The 16,380-nt window shown below is 57.7% G+C and carries 11 protein-coding genes; 6 read left to right on the top strand and 5 right to left on the bottom strand.

What is annotated here, in order from left to right:
• The first annotated feature begins 340 nt into the window (after nt 1-340).
• Nucleotides 341-2,272 carry a sensor domain-containing diguanylate cyclase gene (locus tag MRX98_RS10010; RefSeq protein ID WP_246906689.1) on the top strand — a complete coding sequence of 644 codons (1,932 nt, stop codon included), beginning with the start codon at nt 341-343 and terminating at the stop codon, nt 2,270-2,272.
• Nucleotides 2,262-3,728: an MltF family protein gene (locus tag MRX98_RS10005; RefSeq protein ID WP_246906680.1), complete on the top strand. Its 1,467-nt coding sequence runs from the start codon at nt 2,262-2,264 to the stop codon at nt 3,726-3,728. Before MRX98_RS10010 ends, MRX98_RS10005 begins: the two co-directional genes overlap by 11 nt.
• Here MRX98_RS10005 and MRX98_RS10000 read toward each other — a convergent pair.
• The 5 genes from MRX98_RS10000 to MRX98_RS09980 form a co-directional block, all read right to left on the bottom strand.
• Nucleotides 3,704-4,612 carry an amidohydrolase family protein gene (locus MRX98_RS10000; RefSeq protein ID WP_246906678.1) on the bottom strand — a complete coding sequence of 303 codons (909 nt, stop codon included), beginning with the start codon at nt 4,610-4,612 and terminating at the stop codon, nt 3,704-3,706. The genes MRX98_RS10005 and MRX98_RS10000 overlap by 25 nt on opposite strands.
• A gap of 80 nt (nt 4,613-4,692) precedes the next feature.
• Nucleotides 4,693-5,595 (bottom strand): HEAT repeat domain-containing protein, encoded by a 903-nt coding sequence (locus tag MRX98_RS09995; protein ID WP_246906670.1) that lies wholly within the window; start codon nt 5,593-5,595, stop codon nt 4,693-4,695.
• Entirely contained in the window at nt 5,592-5,843 is a 252-nt protein-coding gene (locus tag MRX98_RS09990; RefSeq protein WP_246906668.1) for a LapA family protein, read from the bottom strand. Before MRX98_RS09990 ends, MRX98_RS09995 begins: the two co-directional genes overlap by 4 nt.
• A gap of 92 nt (nt 5,844-5,935) precedes the next feature.
• The gene (locus MRX98_RS09985) at nt 5,936-9,334 is read right to left on the bottom strand and encodes a UvrD-helicase domain-containing protein (RefSeq protein ID WP_246906999.1); all 3,399 of its coding nucleotides are present in this window, start codon (nt 9,332-9,334) and stop codon (nt 5,936-5,938) included.
• A 19-nt stretch (nt 9,335-9,353) separates the two neighbouring features.
• Nucleotides 9,354-10,979 carry a KamA family radical SAM protein gene (locus tag MRX98_RS09980; RefSeq protein ID WP_246906667.1) on the bottom strand — a complete coding sequence of 542 codons (1,626 nt, stop codon included), beginning with the start codon at nt 10,977-10,979 and terminating at the stop codon, nt 9,354-9,356.
• Nucleotides 10,980-11,314: 335 nt separating this feature from the next.
• Between MRX98_RS09980 and MRX98_RS09975 the strand changes: the two genes are divergently transcribed.
• The 4 genes from MRX98_RS09975 to gyrB all read left to right on the top strand — a co-directional run bounded on the left by MRX98_RS09975 (nt 11,315) and on the right by gyrB (nt 16,232).
• A complete protein-coding gene (locus MRX98_RS09975; protein ID WP_246906663.1) occupies nt 11,315-11,929 on the top strand; it encodes a recombination-associated protein RdgC in 615 nt (204 codons plus the stop codon).
• A 16-nt stretch (nt 11,930-11,945) separates the two neighbouring features.
• Nucleotides 11,946-12,509: a hypothetical protein gene (locus tag MRX98_RS09970; protein ID WP_246906661.1), complete on the top strand. Its 564-nt coding sequence runs from the start codon at nt 11,946-11,948 to the stop codon at nt 12,507-12,509.
• A gap of 204 nt (nt 12,510-12,713) precedes the next feature.
• On the top strand, nt 12,714-13,832 hold the full coding sequence (dnaN, locus tag MRX98_RS09965; RefSeq protein ID WP_246906659.1) for a DNA polymerase III subunit beta: 1,119 nt from the start codon (nt 12,714-12,716) through the stop codon (nt 13,830-13,832).
• Between the two features lie 3 nt (nt 13,833-13,835).
• Nucleotides 13,836-16,232 carry a DNA topoisomerase (ATP-hydrolyzing) subunit B gene (gene gyrB, locus MRX98_RS09960; RefSeq protein WP_246906657.1) on the top strand — a complete coding sequence of 799 codons (2,397 nt, stop codon included), beginning with the start codon at nt 13,836-13,838 and terminating at the stop codon, nt 16,230-16,232.
• Nucleotides 16,233-16,380: the final 148 nt, after the last annotated feature.

Raw genomic sequence — 16,380 nt, 5'->3', positions numbered from 1 at the left:
TGTGGCGGCCGCAAGGACGAAAGGCAAAGGTTGCCACCTACGGCAGCCGCCGGGAACCCTTCTGCGGATACGCTTTTATTGCATGCCGGCGGCGTTGGGTACCCATTTTTGCACACCTGTCCGGTGGCGTCCATCGAGGCCGCCGCATCCAACCCGGGGCCGTCGCCGGCGCCACCCGACCGGCATTCAACCCTCTGATTTCCAAAACTTTTGATTTGACAGGGATAGCGCTTCGTATTACCGTTTTGCACAAGCCCTTAAATGCCGGCCAGGGAGGTGCATTGCGCCAAGCGCCCCGGCCGTCAGGCAAGAACGCGGTTCTGCCGGAAAGCTTGGTCCCATGCGTCTGCTTTATCGCACCACCCTTGGCTTGTTCTTCTTGTGGCTGATGGTCGGCAACGGCTTAGCCGCGGGGGGCGCCGACCCGACCCTGCCCGCAACCCCTTCCATCCCATTGTTTGCCCACACCCAACATGTGGCCATCGACGGTCGGCTGGAGTATCTGATCGAACCCCGGCCCCTGAGCGCCATCCAAGCGGCGGGACCGGCCTTCGCCGACCAATGGGTGGAAAGCAGTGCCAAGGGACTCAGTTTCGGCAACCTGCACCCCCCGGTCTGGCTCCGTTTCGGCCTGATCAATCAAACCGATTGGGAGCGGAGTTGGTGGCTGGAGATCGGCTCGCCCACCCTGGATTACGTTTCCGTGAACGTATATCGCCACGACCGCGGCGCCTGGCACTTCAACCCCCCAACGGGACAATTGCTGCCACTGGAGACCCGGGCGGTGCAGCACCGCCACTTCATCCAACCCCTCAGCCTGGCCCCCGGAGAGGAGAGCACGGTCTATGTGCGGGTGGCAACCAACGGCGAACTCATGGTCTACATGGACCTTTGGCAGCAAAACGCCTTTCTGCTCAACGAGCAATTCCAGATTCTGCTGCTGGGCCTGTTCTTCGGCGCCTTGGCGGTCATGTTCCTTTACAATTGGTCCCTCTATTTTTTCACCCGCGACCGCAGCTACCTGTTTTACGTTTTTTATGTCTTTTTCATCATCCTTTTCGCCCTGGCGGAAACCGGCCTGGGCAACCAGTATCTTTGGCACCAGGTCGATTGGCTAAAGGGGATTGCCTATCCGCTGTTCGCTAGCGCCAGTTTCTTGGCGGCCGCCCTCTTCATCCGCGTATTTCTTGCTCTCAAAAGCGAGGGGGGATGGGTCTACCATTTCAACACCTTTTTCGTGGCGTACTGGGGCTATGCCACCCTCGCCTTTCTGTTTTTTCCCCACTACCTGCTGATTAAATCCGTCTTGCCCATGGCCGCCGTCGGCAGCCTGGTGGCCATGGCCACCGGTATTTATCTGTGGGCCAGGGGCAACACCTCCGCCAAATATTTCATCATCGCCTGGACTTTTCTCAATGTGGGCACTCTGCTGCATGTGCTGATGCTCAATCGCACCATTCCGCGCACCCCGTTCACCCAATACATTCAAATGGTCGGCATGGTGATGGAGGTGGTGCTGCTCTCCGTGGCGCTGGCCGAGCGCATCAACCGGACCCGCAAGCAGCAACGCATGGCGCAGGACGAGGTGCTGCAATTAACGGAAAATATCAGCAAGGCGCGGGAAGAGAAACTGATGATTCAGGAGCAGCTGCTCGAGGTGCAACGTCAAGCCAACGAGGCCCTGGAGGTGCGGGTGCTGGATCGCACCAACGAGCTGGAGCGGGCGCTGACCAATCTGGAGGCGGCCAACAAAGAGCTGTCCCGCATGAGCTTCGCCGACCCGATGACCAAGCTGTTCAACCGTCGCTATTTCGACCAGATCCTGGCCAGCGAGATTCAAAGGGCCTCCCGCACCCAACACCCTTTGTCGATCATATTGGCCGACATCGATAGTTTCAAACAGGTCAATGATCAACACGGCCATCTGATCGGGGATGAATGCCTGCGGATGGTGGCCAAAACCTTGAGCCGCCAGTTGGGCCGCTCCAGTGACCTGATCGCCCGTTACAGTGGCGAAGCCTTCGGCATTCTGCTGCCCGCCACCGCGCCCCAAAATGCCCTGGTGGTAGCGGATCGGGCGCGCAACGCCGTGGAACAGATCAACTTCATTCACCGCGGCAGGCGCATTCCGTTGAGCGTGAGCCTGGGAGTGGCCGGATGGATCCCTACACCCCGGGAAACGCCCGATCTGATGGTTACGGCCGCGGAACATGCGTTGCTGGAAGCCAAACAAGGGGGTCACAACCGAGTGGCCAGCGCCGATGCCCGTTAGTCGCCGCATCAAAAAGGGCGGCTTGTGGGCCTGCGGCGCAATCCTCTTTTTGTTGCTCCTGCTGTGGCTCAGCCAGCGCCAATTCCCCACCCATCCCCCGGCTCCGGCGACGTCCAGCGCCATGGACCGGATCGCGGCCCGCTGGACCGGCGACTTGGTTGAAACCATCGAAAAGCGGCGCTTCATCCGCGCGCTGGTCAGCTACAACCAAACCAATTTCTTCATCGACCGGGGCACGCCCCGCGGCATCGAATACGAGCTGCTCAAAGCCTACGAAGCGTTTCTCAACCGTCGGCATCCTTCTGCCGATGGTCTGAAAATCAAGGTGGTCTTCACGGTATTGCCCTTTGCAGAGCTGTTGCCGGCCCTGCGGGAGGGTCGGGGCGATATCGCCGCCGCCGGACTGACCGTCACCGATGAACGGCGCAAACAGGTCGCCTTCACCCGACCCTACTTCACCGAGATCAGCGAAGTGCTTGTGACCCATGACGCCTTGCCCGCCATCGAATCGTTGGAAGATCTCTACGGCCGCACCCTCCATGTACTGGACGGCAGCAGTTACATCCCGCACCTACAGCTACTCAACCAGTCGGGCAAGCGGCGGCTGCGACCCACCATCCACATCGTGCCGGTGGACCCACGCCTGGAAGAAGAGGATATTTTACAAATGGTCAATGCCGGCATCTTCGAGATGACGGTGGCCGACGACCACATTGCCCGGATCTGGTCCGAGGTGTTGCCCGACATCCGGGTGTGGGGGGATATCGCCATCCACCAGGGCGGGGAAATCGCCTGGGCCGTGCGCCCCGACAACCCGGAACTGCTGGCCGACTTGAACGCCTTTCTGGCCACCCACCGCCAGGGCTCCCTGGCTTTCAATCTCTTGGTGGCGCGTTACTACGAGAACACCCACTGGATCCGCAATCCGCTTTCCGAACCATCGCGGCAGCGATTTGCGCAACTCATGCGACTGTTCCGGCAATATGCCGATCAATATGATTTCGACTGGCTGAAGATCGCCGCCCTGGCCTATCAGGAGTCGGGTTTGGACCCCAATGCACGGAGCCATCGCGGTGCGGTGGGCATCATGCAGGTGTTGCCGCGCACGGCGGCCGGACCGGCCATCGACATTCCCGATATCCATGACCTGGAAAACAACATCCATGCCGGCGTAAAATATCTGGCCTACCTGCGGGACACCTATTTCGACGATCCCGACCTCGCCCTCGAACATCGCACCGACTTTGCCATCGCTGCCTACAACGCCGGGCCGGCGCGCATCAACCGGCTGCGCCGGCGCGCGGCGGAACAGGGCCTGGACCCCAACCGCTGGTTTCTGAACGTGGAACATGTGGCGCGCCAAAGCATCGGCAGCGAGACGGTGCAATATGTGAGCAACGTCTATATCTACTATGTGGCCTATCGCACCGCCTACGAACTGGGCAAGTTGGGCTGAAAAGCCGTTTGGAAAAAATCAGCGGCGCTTCTATGGAGGACCCATTCCAGCGCTTGGGCGGAAAGGTTCATGCGGGCCAGATGTTTGAGTTCGCGGTCCCAGGCATAAGGAATGTTGGGAAAATCGGAACCGTACATCACCCGTTGCCAACGATAGGATGCCAAATCGATGCCCTCCTGCAAAGGTAGGTATTCGGACAACGCCATGGTGGTGTCCAGCCAAAGGTTGTCGTACTTTTCGATCAAGTGCCGGTAGGCCGTCAACTCGTCCATCCCCAAGTGCGGAACGCAAACCCGCAACCGGGGATGCTCGCGAACGACCCGTTCCAGTTTGTCCGCCCGACAGATCAGGTGGGGATCACAAGCATACTGCGGGCTGTTGGGTTCACGCCCCACGTGCATGATGATCGGTTTGGCGCGCTCGGCGCACACTTCATAAACAGGCGCCATCTGCGCATCGTTCATATCGAAACATTGCACATGGGCATGCAGTTTGACCCCTGCCAATCCAGCATCGAAAGCCGCCTCCAGAATGGCCCGTGCGTTCCGCTCACCCGGATAAATGGTGGCCATGCCGATGACGCGCTTGCCAAAGCGGGCGCACTTGGCGGCCATGTACTGGTTGAGCGAAACGGCGATACCGGGTTTGTGCGCATATTGCAGGGCCACAAGGTGGGCCACGCCCCGGTCAAAAAGGAAGTCCAGCACAGCATCGGTGTTCATGCGATAGCGAATGGGCCAGGCGTGGGCATCGAACCATTGGTGGATGGCGGCAAACAGGGTGCGCGGAAAGATGTGCACATGGGCGTCCACCACAGGGGGAAGGCCGGCCGGCGGACCGTCGCCCTCCGCATCCATTATCAGCGGCAAATCCGGTTTGAGCATGCTTGCCTCCCCCGGCGCAGACGGCCGAAGACGGAAAAAGAAGGCTTTTGCGGGGCGTCTCTATTCGTGTTTACGAACGACTAAGGCGTCATCAGCACCGGACCGTTCTGAATGTGGTGCAGCAAACGGGTGGCGGCTTGCCGGATGGATGGCACCGGATCCGCCATCAAGCCGCGCACTTCTATCGTCAAACGCGCAAGCCGCCCCTTCTCCTCGCCGGCCAGGTAAACGAGAGCCACTTCGCGAATGCGGGGATCGGGATCGGTGAGCGATTGCAGGTACAACGCCAGGGGTTTATCGGTGGGGTTGACGGCATCCAGCACCACAAGGGCGTCATAGCGCAAATCGGCATCGGGATGATCCAGATAACGGGCGCAAATGGCCACCACCTCCTCCCGGCGGGCGGCGAAGCAGCTCAAATGATAGAGGATGCAGCGCTGCTGCTCTTTGGACCCGCTGATCAACCGTTCGATCAACACATCGAACAAGTCATCGTTGCGAATGTTGGTCAGCGCACTGACGGCGGCTTGTTGCACCTCCATGTCCGGATCCGCGAGCAGCGACACCAGAGGCGCCACCGCCTGTCGGTTGCCTTCCCACCCCAAAGCGAAAGCCGCCGTGGCCCGCATAAAAGGATCCTCATGCGCAAGATCCGCCAACAACCGTGCGACCCAGTTTTTCTCGCCGCGGCATTGTTCGCCCAACAGACTCAACTGTACCGCGGCGGCGTGGCGCAGCGAATCGCTCTGACCGTCGTCGTGCATCAAGGCATACAGCGGCGCAATGGCCTGCGGATCGGCGGTGGCCCCCAGCATCAACACAATCCGCAACTTCAGCTCTTCGTCAGCGGCATCGAGGGCCTGGGTCAGCCGTTCGATGGCCCGTTCGCCGTCGCGCAACAAGCGTTCCATGTCAATGAGATAGCGCCGCGCCGCGGCCACGCCGCGCGCTTTGACATCCAGGGCGATGACGCGGTCACTCATGATTGGGTGGTTTCTTCCGGTTCGGTGGGTTCGGTGGGTTCGCTGCGCCGCCGTCGCGCAGAGATGACCAGCGTCAGCGCCACCCCTGCGGCAATGCCGATCAGCAAGGTGATACCCAACAAAGCGGCACGGGGCATGGCAATGGTGGTGAAGAGCAACCGGGCCTCCATGGGCTCCAGATTCTGATAAATCACAATGGTCATCAAAACAACAACCACCAGCGCGATCACAAGCTTCACTTTGGTCATGGCACCCCGGCCTCCTCTTTGCGGGAATGGATCCGGTTAATCAATTCCGCTATTCCGATTATCAACAAATCAGCATACCACATTTGCACGCCTCAGAACAGCGTCAATTGACGCTGAGGCGGCCGCTTGACCGGCACCCGGCAGCCGTGCAGCAATCGGGACGGAATATCCTCCAGGAAAGGGGTTGGTCGGGTGGCGCGGTTGCGGCCACCGCGGTTGCGGTGCAACGCCCGGCTCAAGCAGAGCCGTTCTTGGGCCCGGGTCATGGCCACATAAAACAGGCGCCGCTCCTCCGCCCCATCGACCGGCTGGAACTGGCCATGGGGATGGCGATAGGGCAAGAGCCCCTCCTCGCAACCGGCGATGAACACGACGGGAAATTCGAGGCCCTTGGCGGCATGCAGGGTCATGACGGCCACCTTCTCGGCCTCGGGGTGGTAAAGATCGGTATCGCTCCAAGTCGTCAGGGCGGAGCAAAGCCCCTGCAGGTCCGGTCCGGCATCCGCCACCAGGGCCAGCACGGTTTGCAGATCCGCCGGGTCGATGCGATGCACCAAGTGGGTGTGCGCCACCACATGACGGATCGCCGCGGCCACCGACCGCCCTTGCACGACATCGGCCAGGGCTTTGATAAAACGCACCAGGGCCACGAGGCGGTGTTGACGCGCCCGGCTCAGTGTCGGAATCGGTAAACGGGTGGCGGCTTGCAGCGCTTGGGCAAGCGCCATGCGGTGCCCTTGGGCCCACACTTTGAAAGCGGCCAGGGTTTTGACGCCGACAGCCGGCGCCACCAGGTCGGTCAGATGGTCCAAATCACCATAGGTGCCTTGATCGGCCATCAACCGCAACAATGCCATCATTTCGACCACCGCCGGCCGCTGCAACAGGTTTTCCTTGTTGACCGTCTGGCACGGTATCCCGGCAGCGGTCAACACCTCGGTCATCAGACGCACCTGTTGCGCGGTGCGCATCAGAACGGCGATGTCGGCAAAGCTCCGATGGTGGCCGTTGCCGTCAAAGCCACTGACGGCGCCGAAATCGATGGCCTGAAACCCGGTGCCCCCCACCATCAGCTCGATGGCTCGGCCGACGGCCACCGCCTCGCCCCGCGGCGAGGCGGCCTCCAAAAAATCAATGACCGGCCCGCCGTCGACTGCCGCCTTCATCGGCGGCCGACGGCGAGCCGACCCTTCTTGGGACCGGGCCGCGATCACCTGCTGCGCCGCATCCAAGATCGATTGTGGACAGCGGTAGTTCCAGGCCAGGTCGATGCGACGGGCCGTTGGATAATCCGCCATGAATCGATCGAACAAGCCCGCGTCGGCACCGCGAAAGCCATAGATGGCCTGGTCCGGATCACCGATGACGCAAACATCCCCCTGGTCGGGGGCCAAAAGCCGTATCAGGGCATATTGGCCTTCGTTGAGATCCTGGAACTCATCCACGAAAATATGGGTGAAGCGCCGTTGCAGCGCCGTGCACCACTCCGGATCCCGGCGCAGGGCCGCCACGGTGCGTTGAACAAGGCCCTCGAAATCGATCCGCTGCTGATCTTTGAGCAGACGCTCGTAATAACGGTAGATCCGCCTGAATTCGGCACACTTGTCATCGGCGGCCACCAGAACGTGCAGATCATCTTCCGGGCCGAGCAGTTTTTGTTTCGCGCGGGCCGCCAGCGCCAAGGAGCGTTGCAGCGAAAGGGTCACCGGGGGGCCTTCGGCCGCTGCCAGACGGCGTGCATCCGCCATCACTTCTTGGCGGCCGGCATCGTCGACGATGGCCACCGGTTTTGCCGGCGACCGCTGTTGAAGCCATTGCCGGCAAAGGGCGTGAAAGGTACCCACGGTGGGCTGGGGTTTATCCGCCGACAGCATGGCCGCAAGGCGGGACGCCATTTCGCGGGCCGCCTTTTGGGTGAAGGTGACCGCCAGGATCTGATCGGCCGACAGGCCGCCGTTAACGGACAGGGCCGCCATACGACAGGTTATGGTGCGGGTCTTGCCGGTGCCCGGACCGGCCACGATCAACAGCGGGCCGCGGGGATGGTCCACCGCCGTTTGTTGCTGTCGATTCAATCGCACCGGTCGCTGCGAAGCCGCCGTTCGGCAATTTGCCGTCGCGACGGGATTCGCCGTCGCGGTCGGCGCGGTTTGGGTTTTCGCCGACGGCGGTATTTCAACAGCCGGCGGCAGGTCGGCGCCGCAGGCAAACAGGGATTGCTGTCCCGAAAGGGCTTTCCATTCGGCGGCTTCAAATATCCGAACCGCGCCGTAGGCCCCGTCGAAACCGGGATCGAAATGGACCCGCCCCGAGCGCATGCGTTCGATGGCTTCGGCCAACAGGGGCACGCCGCTGCTTGCCAACCGCGCCATGTCGATGGTTTCGAGAATCGCCAATTCGGCACCGTATCGCCCGATCAACTTCCAATAGGCGTTGCCGACGGTTTTGGTGCCGGGCCCGCAACGCAACACCTCGGCCAACACCTCCTGCAGCGGTATCAAGCTGCGAAAGGATTGGTCCGCTGCCGTTGCGGCGCCTTCGGGACGATCGGCCAATTGTTCGATCCGGTTGAGCACCCCCACGACCAATGGGCCGCCGCACACCGGGCAGGTGTTGTTCAAGGCACGGGTTTCGGCGGGCAGACAGCGGAAGCGGCAGTTGCGATGACCATCGGCGTGATATTTGCCTTCCTGGGGATAAAACTCAATGGTGCCTTTGAACCCTGCGGGATCTGTTTTATCCATGGCGGCGCGCAGGCCGCCGAAACTCAGGTCCGTTGCGAAGCGATTGGCCTCGCGGCCCAATTTGGCCGGCGAGTGGGCATCGGAGTTGGAAATCAGCGTGAACCGATCCAGGTTGGAAACCCGTCGGTTCATGGGCGGGTCGGAGGAGAGGCCGGTCTCCAGGGCGAAGATGTGGGGTGTCAAATCCGCGAAGCAGTCGGCGACGGCGTCGAATCCCGATTTGGAGCCCAGCAAGGAGAACCAGGGGGTCCAGATGTGGGCCGGCACAAGGAACCCCCGCTGATCGGTTTCCAGTACCATTTCAAGCAGATGGCGTGCATCCAGGCCCAGAATGGGGCGCCCGTCGGCGCTGATGTTGCCCACGGCGTCCAGGCGTCGGTTGAGCCGTTCGGCCGATTGTCGATCGGGCATGAACACCAGGTTGTGGTTCTTGTGGGTGCGATCGGCTTTTTTGTAGATATTGCTGATCTCGGTCACCAGCATGAAACGCACCGGGCGTCGGCAGGCGGGCGGTACCCGCTCTTCGCAGGCGCGGGCGATCGCCGGCGCCAAGGCAAAAAGTCCCTCCTCGGCCGGCACCAGTTTCTGGTTGATTTCGGCCCACCAGGCCGGATGGGTGAAATCCCCCGTGGCCACCACATCGATCCCTTTTATCTGGGCGGCGATGTGGATGTTTTCCAAGTCGAGATTGCGGGCCGTGGCACGGGAATACTTGGAGTGCACATGCAAGTCGGCGATGAGGTCCATGGTACCCACACCGCCTGCTTCAATAGTACCAGATGGTGCGGTAGTCGGCCGGATCTTCGCCGTCGGCCTTGAGCCGCTTCAGGTAGTCGTAAATGGGCACGTCCTGATAGACATAGGTGCCGGCCAGGGCCAGTTTTTTCTCCCAGGGATGGAATTCGTACACCCGCCGTCCGTCGGGCAGGATGGAGATGATGTCCCGGTGCTGGGAAGCCCGCAAATAGTTCTTTCCCAATCCGGGTACATTGAAAACGATTTCATCGGTGCGCACCGTTCCAGGCATCAGGCGTGCTTCCTCCTTCTGCTCCTGCAACAGCCGGGTGATGGGCACCCGAAAATCTTTGGTCTCCTCTTTGCCCTTGGTGTTGAAGGTGTAGTAGGGGGTGACGCCGATCAGGCGCAATTGCTGGCGCAGCAGGGCGGCCTCGAAACGACGCGAATTGTAGTAGGTGTACACCAGTTGGTTGTACACCTCCATGCCGTAACGGCGGAATTTCTGCACCGCTTCCATGGCTTGGGGGGTGATCTCATACACGTGTTCGAAATGGGTGACCACTATGATCTCCCGTTTGCCCGGCACGTGGTAGCGCGCCACGCCGCGCACGAAGGCTTCGGAGATCCGCTGGGGCAGCGTCACCGGCGTGCGGGTGCCGATACGGATGCGGATGATCCGGGAATTGGCGGCCAGACGGGACAGGATGGACTCGATGCGACTGTTGGATAGCAGTAGCGGGTCGCCGCCGGTGATCAACACTTCGTTGATCTCGGGGGTGTCGGCGATCCATGCAATGGCCTTGTCCAATTTGTCCTTGGCCAGGGCGGCCTGTTGCGAGTGGACCTCCTCGATCTGCCAGTTGCGTTGGCAATAAACACAAATCTGGGGGCAGGTGAGCACCGGTTTGAGAATCACCACATTGGGGTAGCGGCGCGTGATCCCCTCGATGGGGGAAGTGTCCCTTTCCAGCATGAAATCCATGGATTGGCTGTCGCGGGCTTTCATCTCGGCCATGCGCCGCACATAATGTAGGCTGGGCAACACCTGGGCCCGCACGGCACGGTCCCGCAAACCACCCACTTCGTGATCGAACAACGAGAGGTAATAGGGCGTGATGCCCACTGGAATGTGCTCGCGATTGGCCAGCTGCAGCGCTTCATACTCTTGGTCGCTGAGCTTGACCAGGGAGCGCAGGGTGTCGGCTTTCTGGACGGCTTGGCGCAGATGCCATTGCCACTGGTCCCACTCCAACTCCGTAGCGTTGAAATATTTCAAGATCCTTAATTTGTTGCGGCTGCGGCGCCGAATGGTCTCCGGGTCGAGGCCGCAGGTGTATTTTTCCATATGGGTGGCGGCCGCCCGCGCCATGCGGGAAAGCTCCACGGAGCGCAGACGTGCGGCTCTTACGCCCTCGTATTTGGTGTAGGCCGGCGTTTTATCGTCGTAAACGCCGCTTTTACCCACGATTCCCTTGAGCAGATGTTCCAGTTCGGCAAAAAAGGCCGCTGAGGGTTTGGCTGTCTGTTTGCCCGTCTGGTCGTTGATGAGATCGTCCATGTACGCCAGCATGCTGTAACCGGCCAATTGCTCGTTTCGGAATGACAAAATCTTGCGCAAAACATCGATGGCATCCCGGCGCAGGATATATTCCAATGGGGGACTGTCCTGATTGGGCTCGTAACTGTCCGCCAGTTGGTGGTATAGCCAGTTGCGAATTTGAGTGCGTTTTTCTTCAATATCGATTTGAGATTTGAATATTTCCAATAAGTGCGGCGCAATAGACAATATAGAGGTCAAGCGACGCCTGTTTTGTTGGGATGTCATAAGAAACCCGTTTGTTTGAGGAATGGCAAAGCATAAAATTATAAAAGAGTCGCTTGGCTGTCAAGCGGGGAATGCTTATAAACAGCTTGTTTTTTTTTAAAAAAAACGCTATATTTGGGTGTTCGATAATTAATGTTATACACGATGGAGTAGTTTAAAAACCCATGGGCCTGCTTTCCGCCACCACATCCCTTGCCCGTTACCGTGTCAACGGTCAACTGGAACCGCCGGTCATCGAAACGGTCACCACCGCACTCAAACGGTTCGCCATCACCGAAATCGACGACGAACCATCTGAACAAACCGTGGGATGGACCTCTTTCGATAATCCTTTCAATCCCGATTTCGAGGGGGCACGCTTCGTACTTGGCGTTCACCTGGTGTTCGGACTGCGCATCGATAAAAAAACGGTTTCAACCAAGATGCTGCAAAAACATGTCGCCGCCGAATCGGCCAAACGGTTGCTCGAATTGAAAAGGGATTTTCTGTCCAACGAGGAAAAAAAGGCCATTAAAGATCAGGTGCTCCAACGGCTCACCCGCAAAATACCGGCCACCCCCAATGTGTATGATGTGGTGTGGCAATACGAAGCGGGCGATTTGTGGTTCTTTTCCAGCCTCAAATCGGCCAACGAACAGTTGGAAACCCTTTTTTTCAAATCCTTTGGTTTGCACCTGATACGACAGATGCCTTACACCCTGGCCATGGCGGGAGACACCTTGTCCCACGCCCAGCGCGACATCTTGGAAAAATTGGCCTACCACGAAAACCAGGCATAAGAAAGTCAAGGATCCCATGCTGGATATCGCCGTTGCGTACAATCGCTACCGTTTCTTAGGTAACGAATTTATGACCTGGCTATGGTTCGCCATGGAGACCGATCCGGAGGCCCTGCGAAAATGCGATCCGGAATTGATCGAATTGAATGTGGGCAATCGCATGGTTTTGGAAAACCGCTCGGGCAACGGCAAGGAGACCTTGACCATCAAAGGGGATGCCGCCGGCCTGGAAGAGGCGGTACTGGCATTGACCAAGGGTGCTTTGATCACCGAAATGCAGCTGATATACAAAAGCGGCACTCTTCAGTGGGTGTTTGTTCTCAAAGGGGAAAGCCTGGGGTTTTTGGGTATCAAGCTGCCCGAGACCGCCCCGGTCACCGCGGACAGCGATATGGAAGGAGCTGTGCTGGAAAAGATTTACCTTTACGAAAAGCCGATTCAGCTCATTGATCAAGTCTACGCCTTTTTCCTCAGGCAGCGCCTTTCCGACACCTGGTTGAACCAGACCCAACCGGCCATGAAAAGGTGGCTGAATGAGGAACGGGAACGCCACGAAATCGAGCCGACGAGCGGTCGGTAACTTGTTCAAAACCAGCGACTTTATGAACAGGTTTTCCGGAAACGTTGAAAAGCAGGTGGTTATCAAACGGTTGTCGACACGCTTATCAACAACCAGGACCACCATTTTATCAAACGATTTCAATTCGGTCAGTCTCTTTTCAACATATGGACACCCCCTAATAACAACAACAGTTTTAAAAAATAAATAATTGGGGATGAAGCAATGAAGTTTACAATCAACAAAAGAGATATTGTGGATGTGATGGGCAAGGTCCAGGGGTTAACCGGACGACGCAGCAGCTTGGCCATCACGGAGTGCGTTCGCATTCAGGGATCGGAGGATCGGGTTCAGATTACCGCCACCGATCTGGAAACCTGTTATGAAGGCACTTTTCCCGCTCAAGTGGAAAACTCCGGCACCATCGCCATCGCTGCGCGCAAATTTTACGAGATCGTCAGGGAATTTCCCGCCGCCGACATCATGATCCAGGAAGCCGAAAATCGATGGATCAATATCGGCGACAAGAAGGTGCACTACCATTTGATGGGCATGAACCCGGACGATTTTCCCAACACCCCCTTTTTCGAAGCCGGGGAGATGTTCGACATTCCTTCCGCTGATTTGAAAAAAATGATCGAAAAATCCATCGTCATCAGCGGCATCGGGGAAGACAAAAAGGCCCACATCAACGGTGTCTTGTTTGAGAGGTTGACCGAAGAAACGCCCAAGCGCCTTCGAATGGTTTCCACCGATGGCAGTCGTCTGTCCAAATACGACTATCGCTTCGCCGATGATCAAGCGCTGCCGGCCGGTGAGGCGGTCATCGTACCCAAAAAAGGCCTGCATGAAGTGAGTAAATTTTTGGGCGCCGGCGGCAATGTGCAGGTCGCCATCGAGGGCAGCTATTTCATCGTCAAGGCACCGGCGGAAACATTGGCCATTCGTTTGCTCGAGGGTCAGTTTCCGAAATACGGCGACATCATTTTCCGTTCGGAGGGCTATGCCATCGAAATGGACAAAGATAAGTTCCATAACATGCTCAAGCGCATGTCCATCTTGTGCACAGACAGTTACCGGGCCGCCTTTTTCACCTTCGACGCCGATCAATTGGTGATCAACGCCACCAATCCGGACATCGGCGAATCCAAGGAAGATATGCCCATCGCCTACACCGGCCCCAAGATGGAGGCCGGCTTCAATCCCCGTTTTTTCATCGAAGCGCTCAACTGTGTGGAAGACGAAAAATTGATCGTCAACATACTCAACGACGAAAAGCCGTGCCTGCTGGAAGGCGTCACGGACAAATCCTATTTAGGCGTAATCATGCCGATGAGAGTATAACCCATGGAAAAAATATATGATGCCAGTAGTATAGATGTGTTGGAGGGTTTGGCGCCCGTTCGCTTACGGCCCTCGATGTATATCGGCAATGTGGATGTGGCCGGACTGCACCACTTGGTGTACGAGGTGGTGGACAACAGTATTGACGAAGCCATGGCCGGCTATTGCCGCAATATTCATGTGGTGGTGCACGGCGACAACAGCGTCAGCGTGGAAGACGACGGCCGCGGCATTCCGGTTGGGATTCACAAGACCGAGAATGTGCCGGCCGTTGAAGTGGTTTTGACCAAGCTGCACGCGGGCGGAAAATTCAATAACGACAATTACAAAGTCTCCGGCGGATTGCATGGTGTCGGGGTTTCGGTGGTCAATGCCCTTTCCACCTATCTGGAAGCGCAAATTTTCACCGGCGGCAAAATCCACCGACAGCGTTTCGAACAGGGACGCAAAATCACTGAGTTGACGGTGGTCGGTGAGACTGAGAAAAGGGGCACCCGAATCGACTTCTTGCCGGACCGCACCATTTTCAACACCATCGAATTCACCTATGACATTCTTTCGCGGCGATTGCGGGAGTTGGCTTTCCTGAACAAAGGCATCCGCATCACTTTGGAAGATGAAAGAGCGGACAAAAAAGAGGAATTCTTCTACGAAGGCGGTATTGTCTCCTTCGTGGAATACCTGAACCGGCGTCACACCACGGTGCACGAACCGATTTTCATCGAAGGGGAGCGCAACGACACCCAGATCGAAGTGGCCATTCAATACAACGACACCTTCAAGGAGAACATGTTCTCCTTTGCCAACAACATCAACACGGCGGAGGGCGGATTCCACCTGATCGGTTTCAAGGCGGCCCTGACCCGTACCCTCAATCACTATTGCACCAACGGCAACCTGCCCAAAAACATGATGGCCAAGATCAGCGGTGACGATGTGCGCGAGGGACTGACCGCCATCATCAGTGTGCGGCTCAAATCGCCCCAATTCGAAGGTCAGACCAAGACCAAGCTGGGCAACAGCGAAATCAAAGGCCTGGTGGAGTCCTTGGTCAACGAGCAACTGAGCAGTTTCCTGGAAGAGAATCCCGGCGTGGCCAAAAAGATCGTCGCCAAGGCGGTGGATGCCGCCCGCGCCCGGGATGCCGCCAAACGGGCCCGTGATTTGGCGCGCAACAAAGGATCGTTCATCGATGCCACATTGCCGGGCAAACTGGCTGAGTGTCAGAGTTCGGATCCAGCCTTGAGAGAAATTTTCATCGTGGAGGGGGACTCGGCCGGCGGTTCGGCCAAGCAAGCCCGTGATCGCAAATTTCAAGCCATTCTGCCGTTGCGGGGCAAGATCCTGAATGTCGAAAAGGCGCGCTTCGATAAGATTCTGCGCAGCGAAGAGATCAAAAACATCATCACTGCCCTGGGCACCGGCGTCGGTGAAGAAGAGTATGACGTCGAAAAGATACGGTACAAGAAGGTGGTCATCATGACCGACGCCGACGTGGACGGCTCCCACATCCGCACCTTGTTGTTGACCTTTTTCTACCGTCAGATGCCTGAAATAATTGAAAAAGGGTATCTCTACATCGCGCAACCACCCCTGTTTCGCATTGGCAAGGGCAAAAACGAACAATATTTGAAGGACGAATCGGCCTTCAACGATTTTCTGCTCAAAAAGATCTGTGAAAAGATCAAAATTCGCAGTGAAGGAAACAACAGCGAGTTGGCCGATCACAACCTTTACCTGTTCACCTGCAATTTGTATGAATTTTTCGAATCCGCCGATCGCTTGGAAAATCAAGGCATTCCTTTCCCCTTGATCGAAACTTTGATCGAGCAAGGGGTTGAAGACAAGAAATTTTTGCAAGATCGCGGGCAAATGGAAAACCTATGTCGTGTGTTGCAGGAAAAAGGCTATATCATCGATGGTCCGTACTATAACGAAGAGCGGGATGTGTTCGAAGTGTCCGTGCAGGCGACCAGTGACGGCATGAAGGAGCATCAATTCAAAGTCGGACGGGGACTGATCTACTCCGTCGATTTTCAAAAGTGCCTCAACGCCGGCCGTCAAATCTTGGCCATGAACCATCCGCCCTTCACCGTGCTCGGCCTGGAGGACGAAAACAGCCGCGCCAACATTCAGGACCTGCGCAGCTTGCTCAGGTATCTGCTGGACGAAGGTAAAAAAGGCATCAGCATGCAGCGCTACAAAGGTTTGGGTGAGATGAACCCCGAGCAGTTGTGGGAAACCACCATGCACCCGGAAAAGCGGGTTCTGCTGCAGGTCACGGTGGATGATGCCGTGGAGTCGGACGAGATTTTCACAGTACTGATGGGCGACCAGGTGGAGCCGCGGCGGGAGTTCATTCAGAACAACGCCCTGGAAGTGAGCAGTTTGGATATATAGGGCCCCCTGCCCGGTGGATTAAAGGGGTTGTGATCGAAAAAAAGAAACCCCCCGGTACCTGCGGCCATGTACCGGGGGGTCTTGAAAAAAGTGCGCTTTGGGTCACATTTGGAAAAACCGCTTCAAAAGGCGCGCCGATCAGAATGAA

Origin of the sequence: Desulfatitalea alkaliphila, from assembly GCF_022968795.1 — a bacterium.
Lineage (GTDB): Bacteria > Desulfobacterota > Desulfobacteria > Desulfobacterales > Desulfosarcinaceae > Desulfatitalea > Desulfatitalea alkaliphila.
This window is presented reverse-complemented; position numbering and strand designations above follow the sequence as displayed.

Bases quoted from the DNA above. Each gene is read 5' to 3' on its own strand.
- MRX98_RS09990 (WP_246906668.1), bottom strand. From the start codon at position 5,843: ATGACCAAAGTGAAGCTTGTGATCGCGCTGGTGGTTGTTGTTTTGATG.
- MRX98_RS09985 (WP_246906999.1), bottom strand. From the start codon at position 9,334: ATGGACCTCATCGCCGACTTGCATGTGCACTCCAAGTATTCCCGTGCC.
- gyrB (WP_246906657.1), top strand. From the start codon at position 13,836: ATGGAAAAAATATATGATGCCAGTAGTATAGATGTGTTGGAGGGTTTG.
- MRX98_RS09975 (WP_246906663.1), top strand. From the start codon at position 11,315: ATGGGCCTGCTTTCCGCCACCACATCCCTTGCCCGTTACCGTGTCAAC.
- MRX98_RS10010 (WP_246906689.1), top strand. From the start codon at position 341: ATGCGTCTGCTTTATCGCACCACCCTTGGCTTGTTCTTCTTGTGGCTG.
- dnaN (WP_246906659.1), top strand. From the start codon at position 12,714: ATGAAGTTTACAATCAACAAAAGAGATATTGTGGATGTGATGGGCAAG.
- MRX98_RS10005 (WP_246906680.1), top strand. From the start codon at position 2,262: ATGCCCGTTAGTCGCCGCATCAAAAAGGGCGGCTTGTGGGCCTGCGGC.
- MRX98_RS09995 (WP_246906670.1), bottom strand. From the start codon at position 5,595: ATGAGTGACCGCGTCATCGCCCTGGATGTCAAAGCGCGCGGCGTGGCC.
- MRX98_RS09970 (WP_246906661.1), top strand. From the start codon at position 11,946: ATGCTGGATATCGCCGTTGCGTACAATCGCTACCGTTTCTTAGGTAAC.
- MRX98_RS10000 (WP_246906678.1), bottom strand. From the start codon at position 4,612: ATGCTCAAACCGGATTTGCCGCTGATAATGGATGCGGAGGGCGACGGT.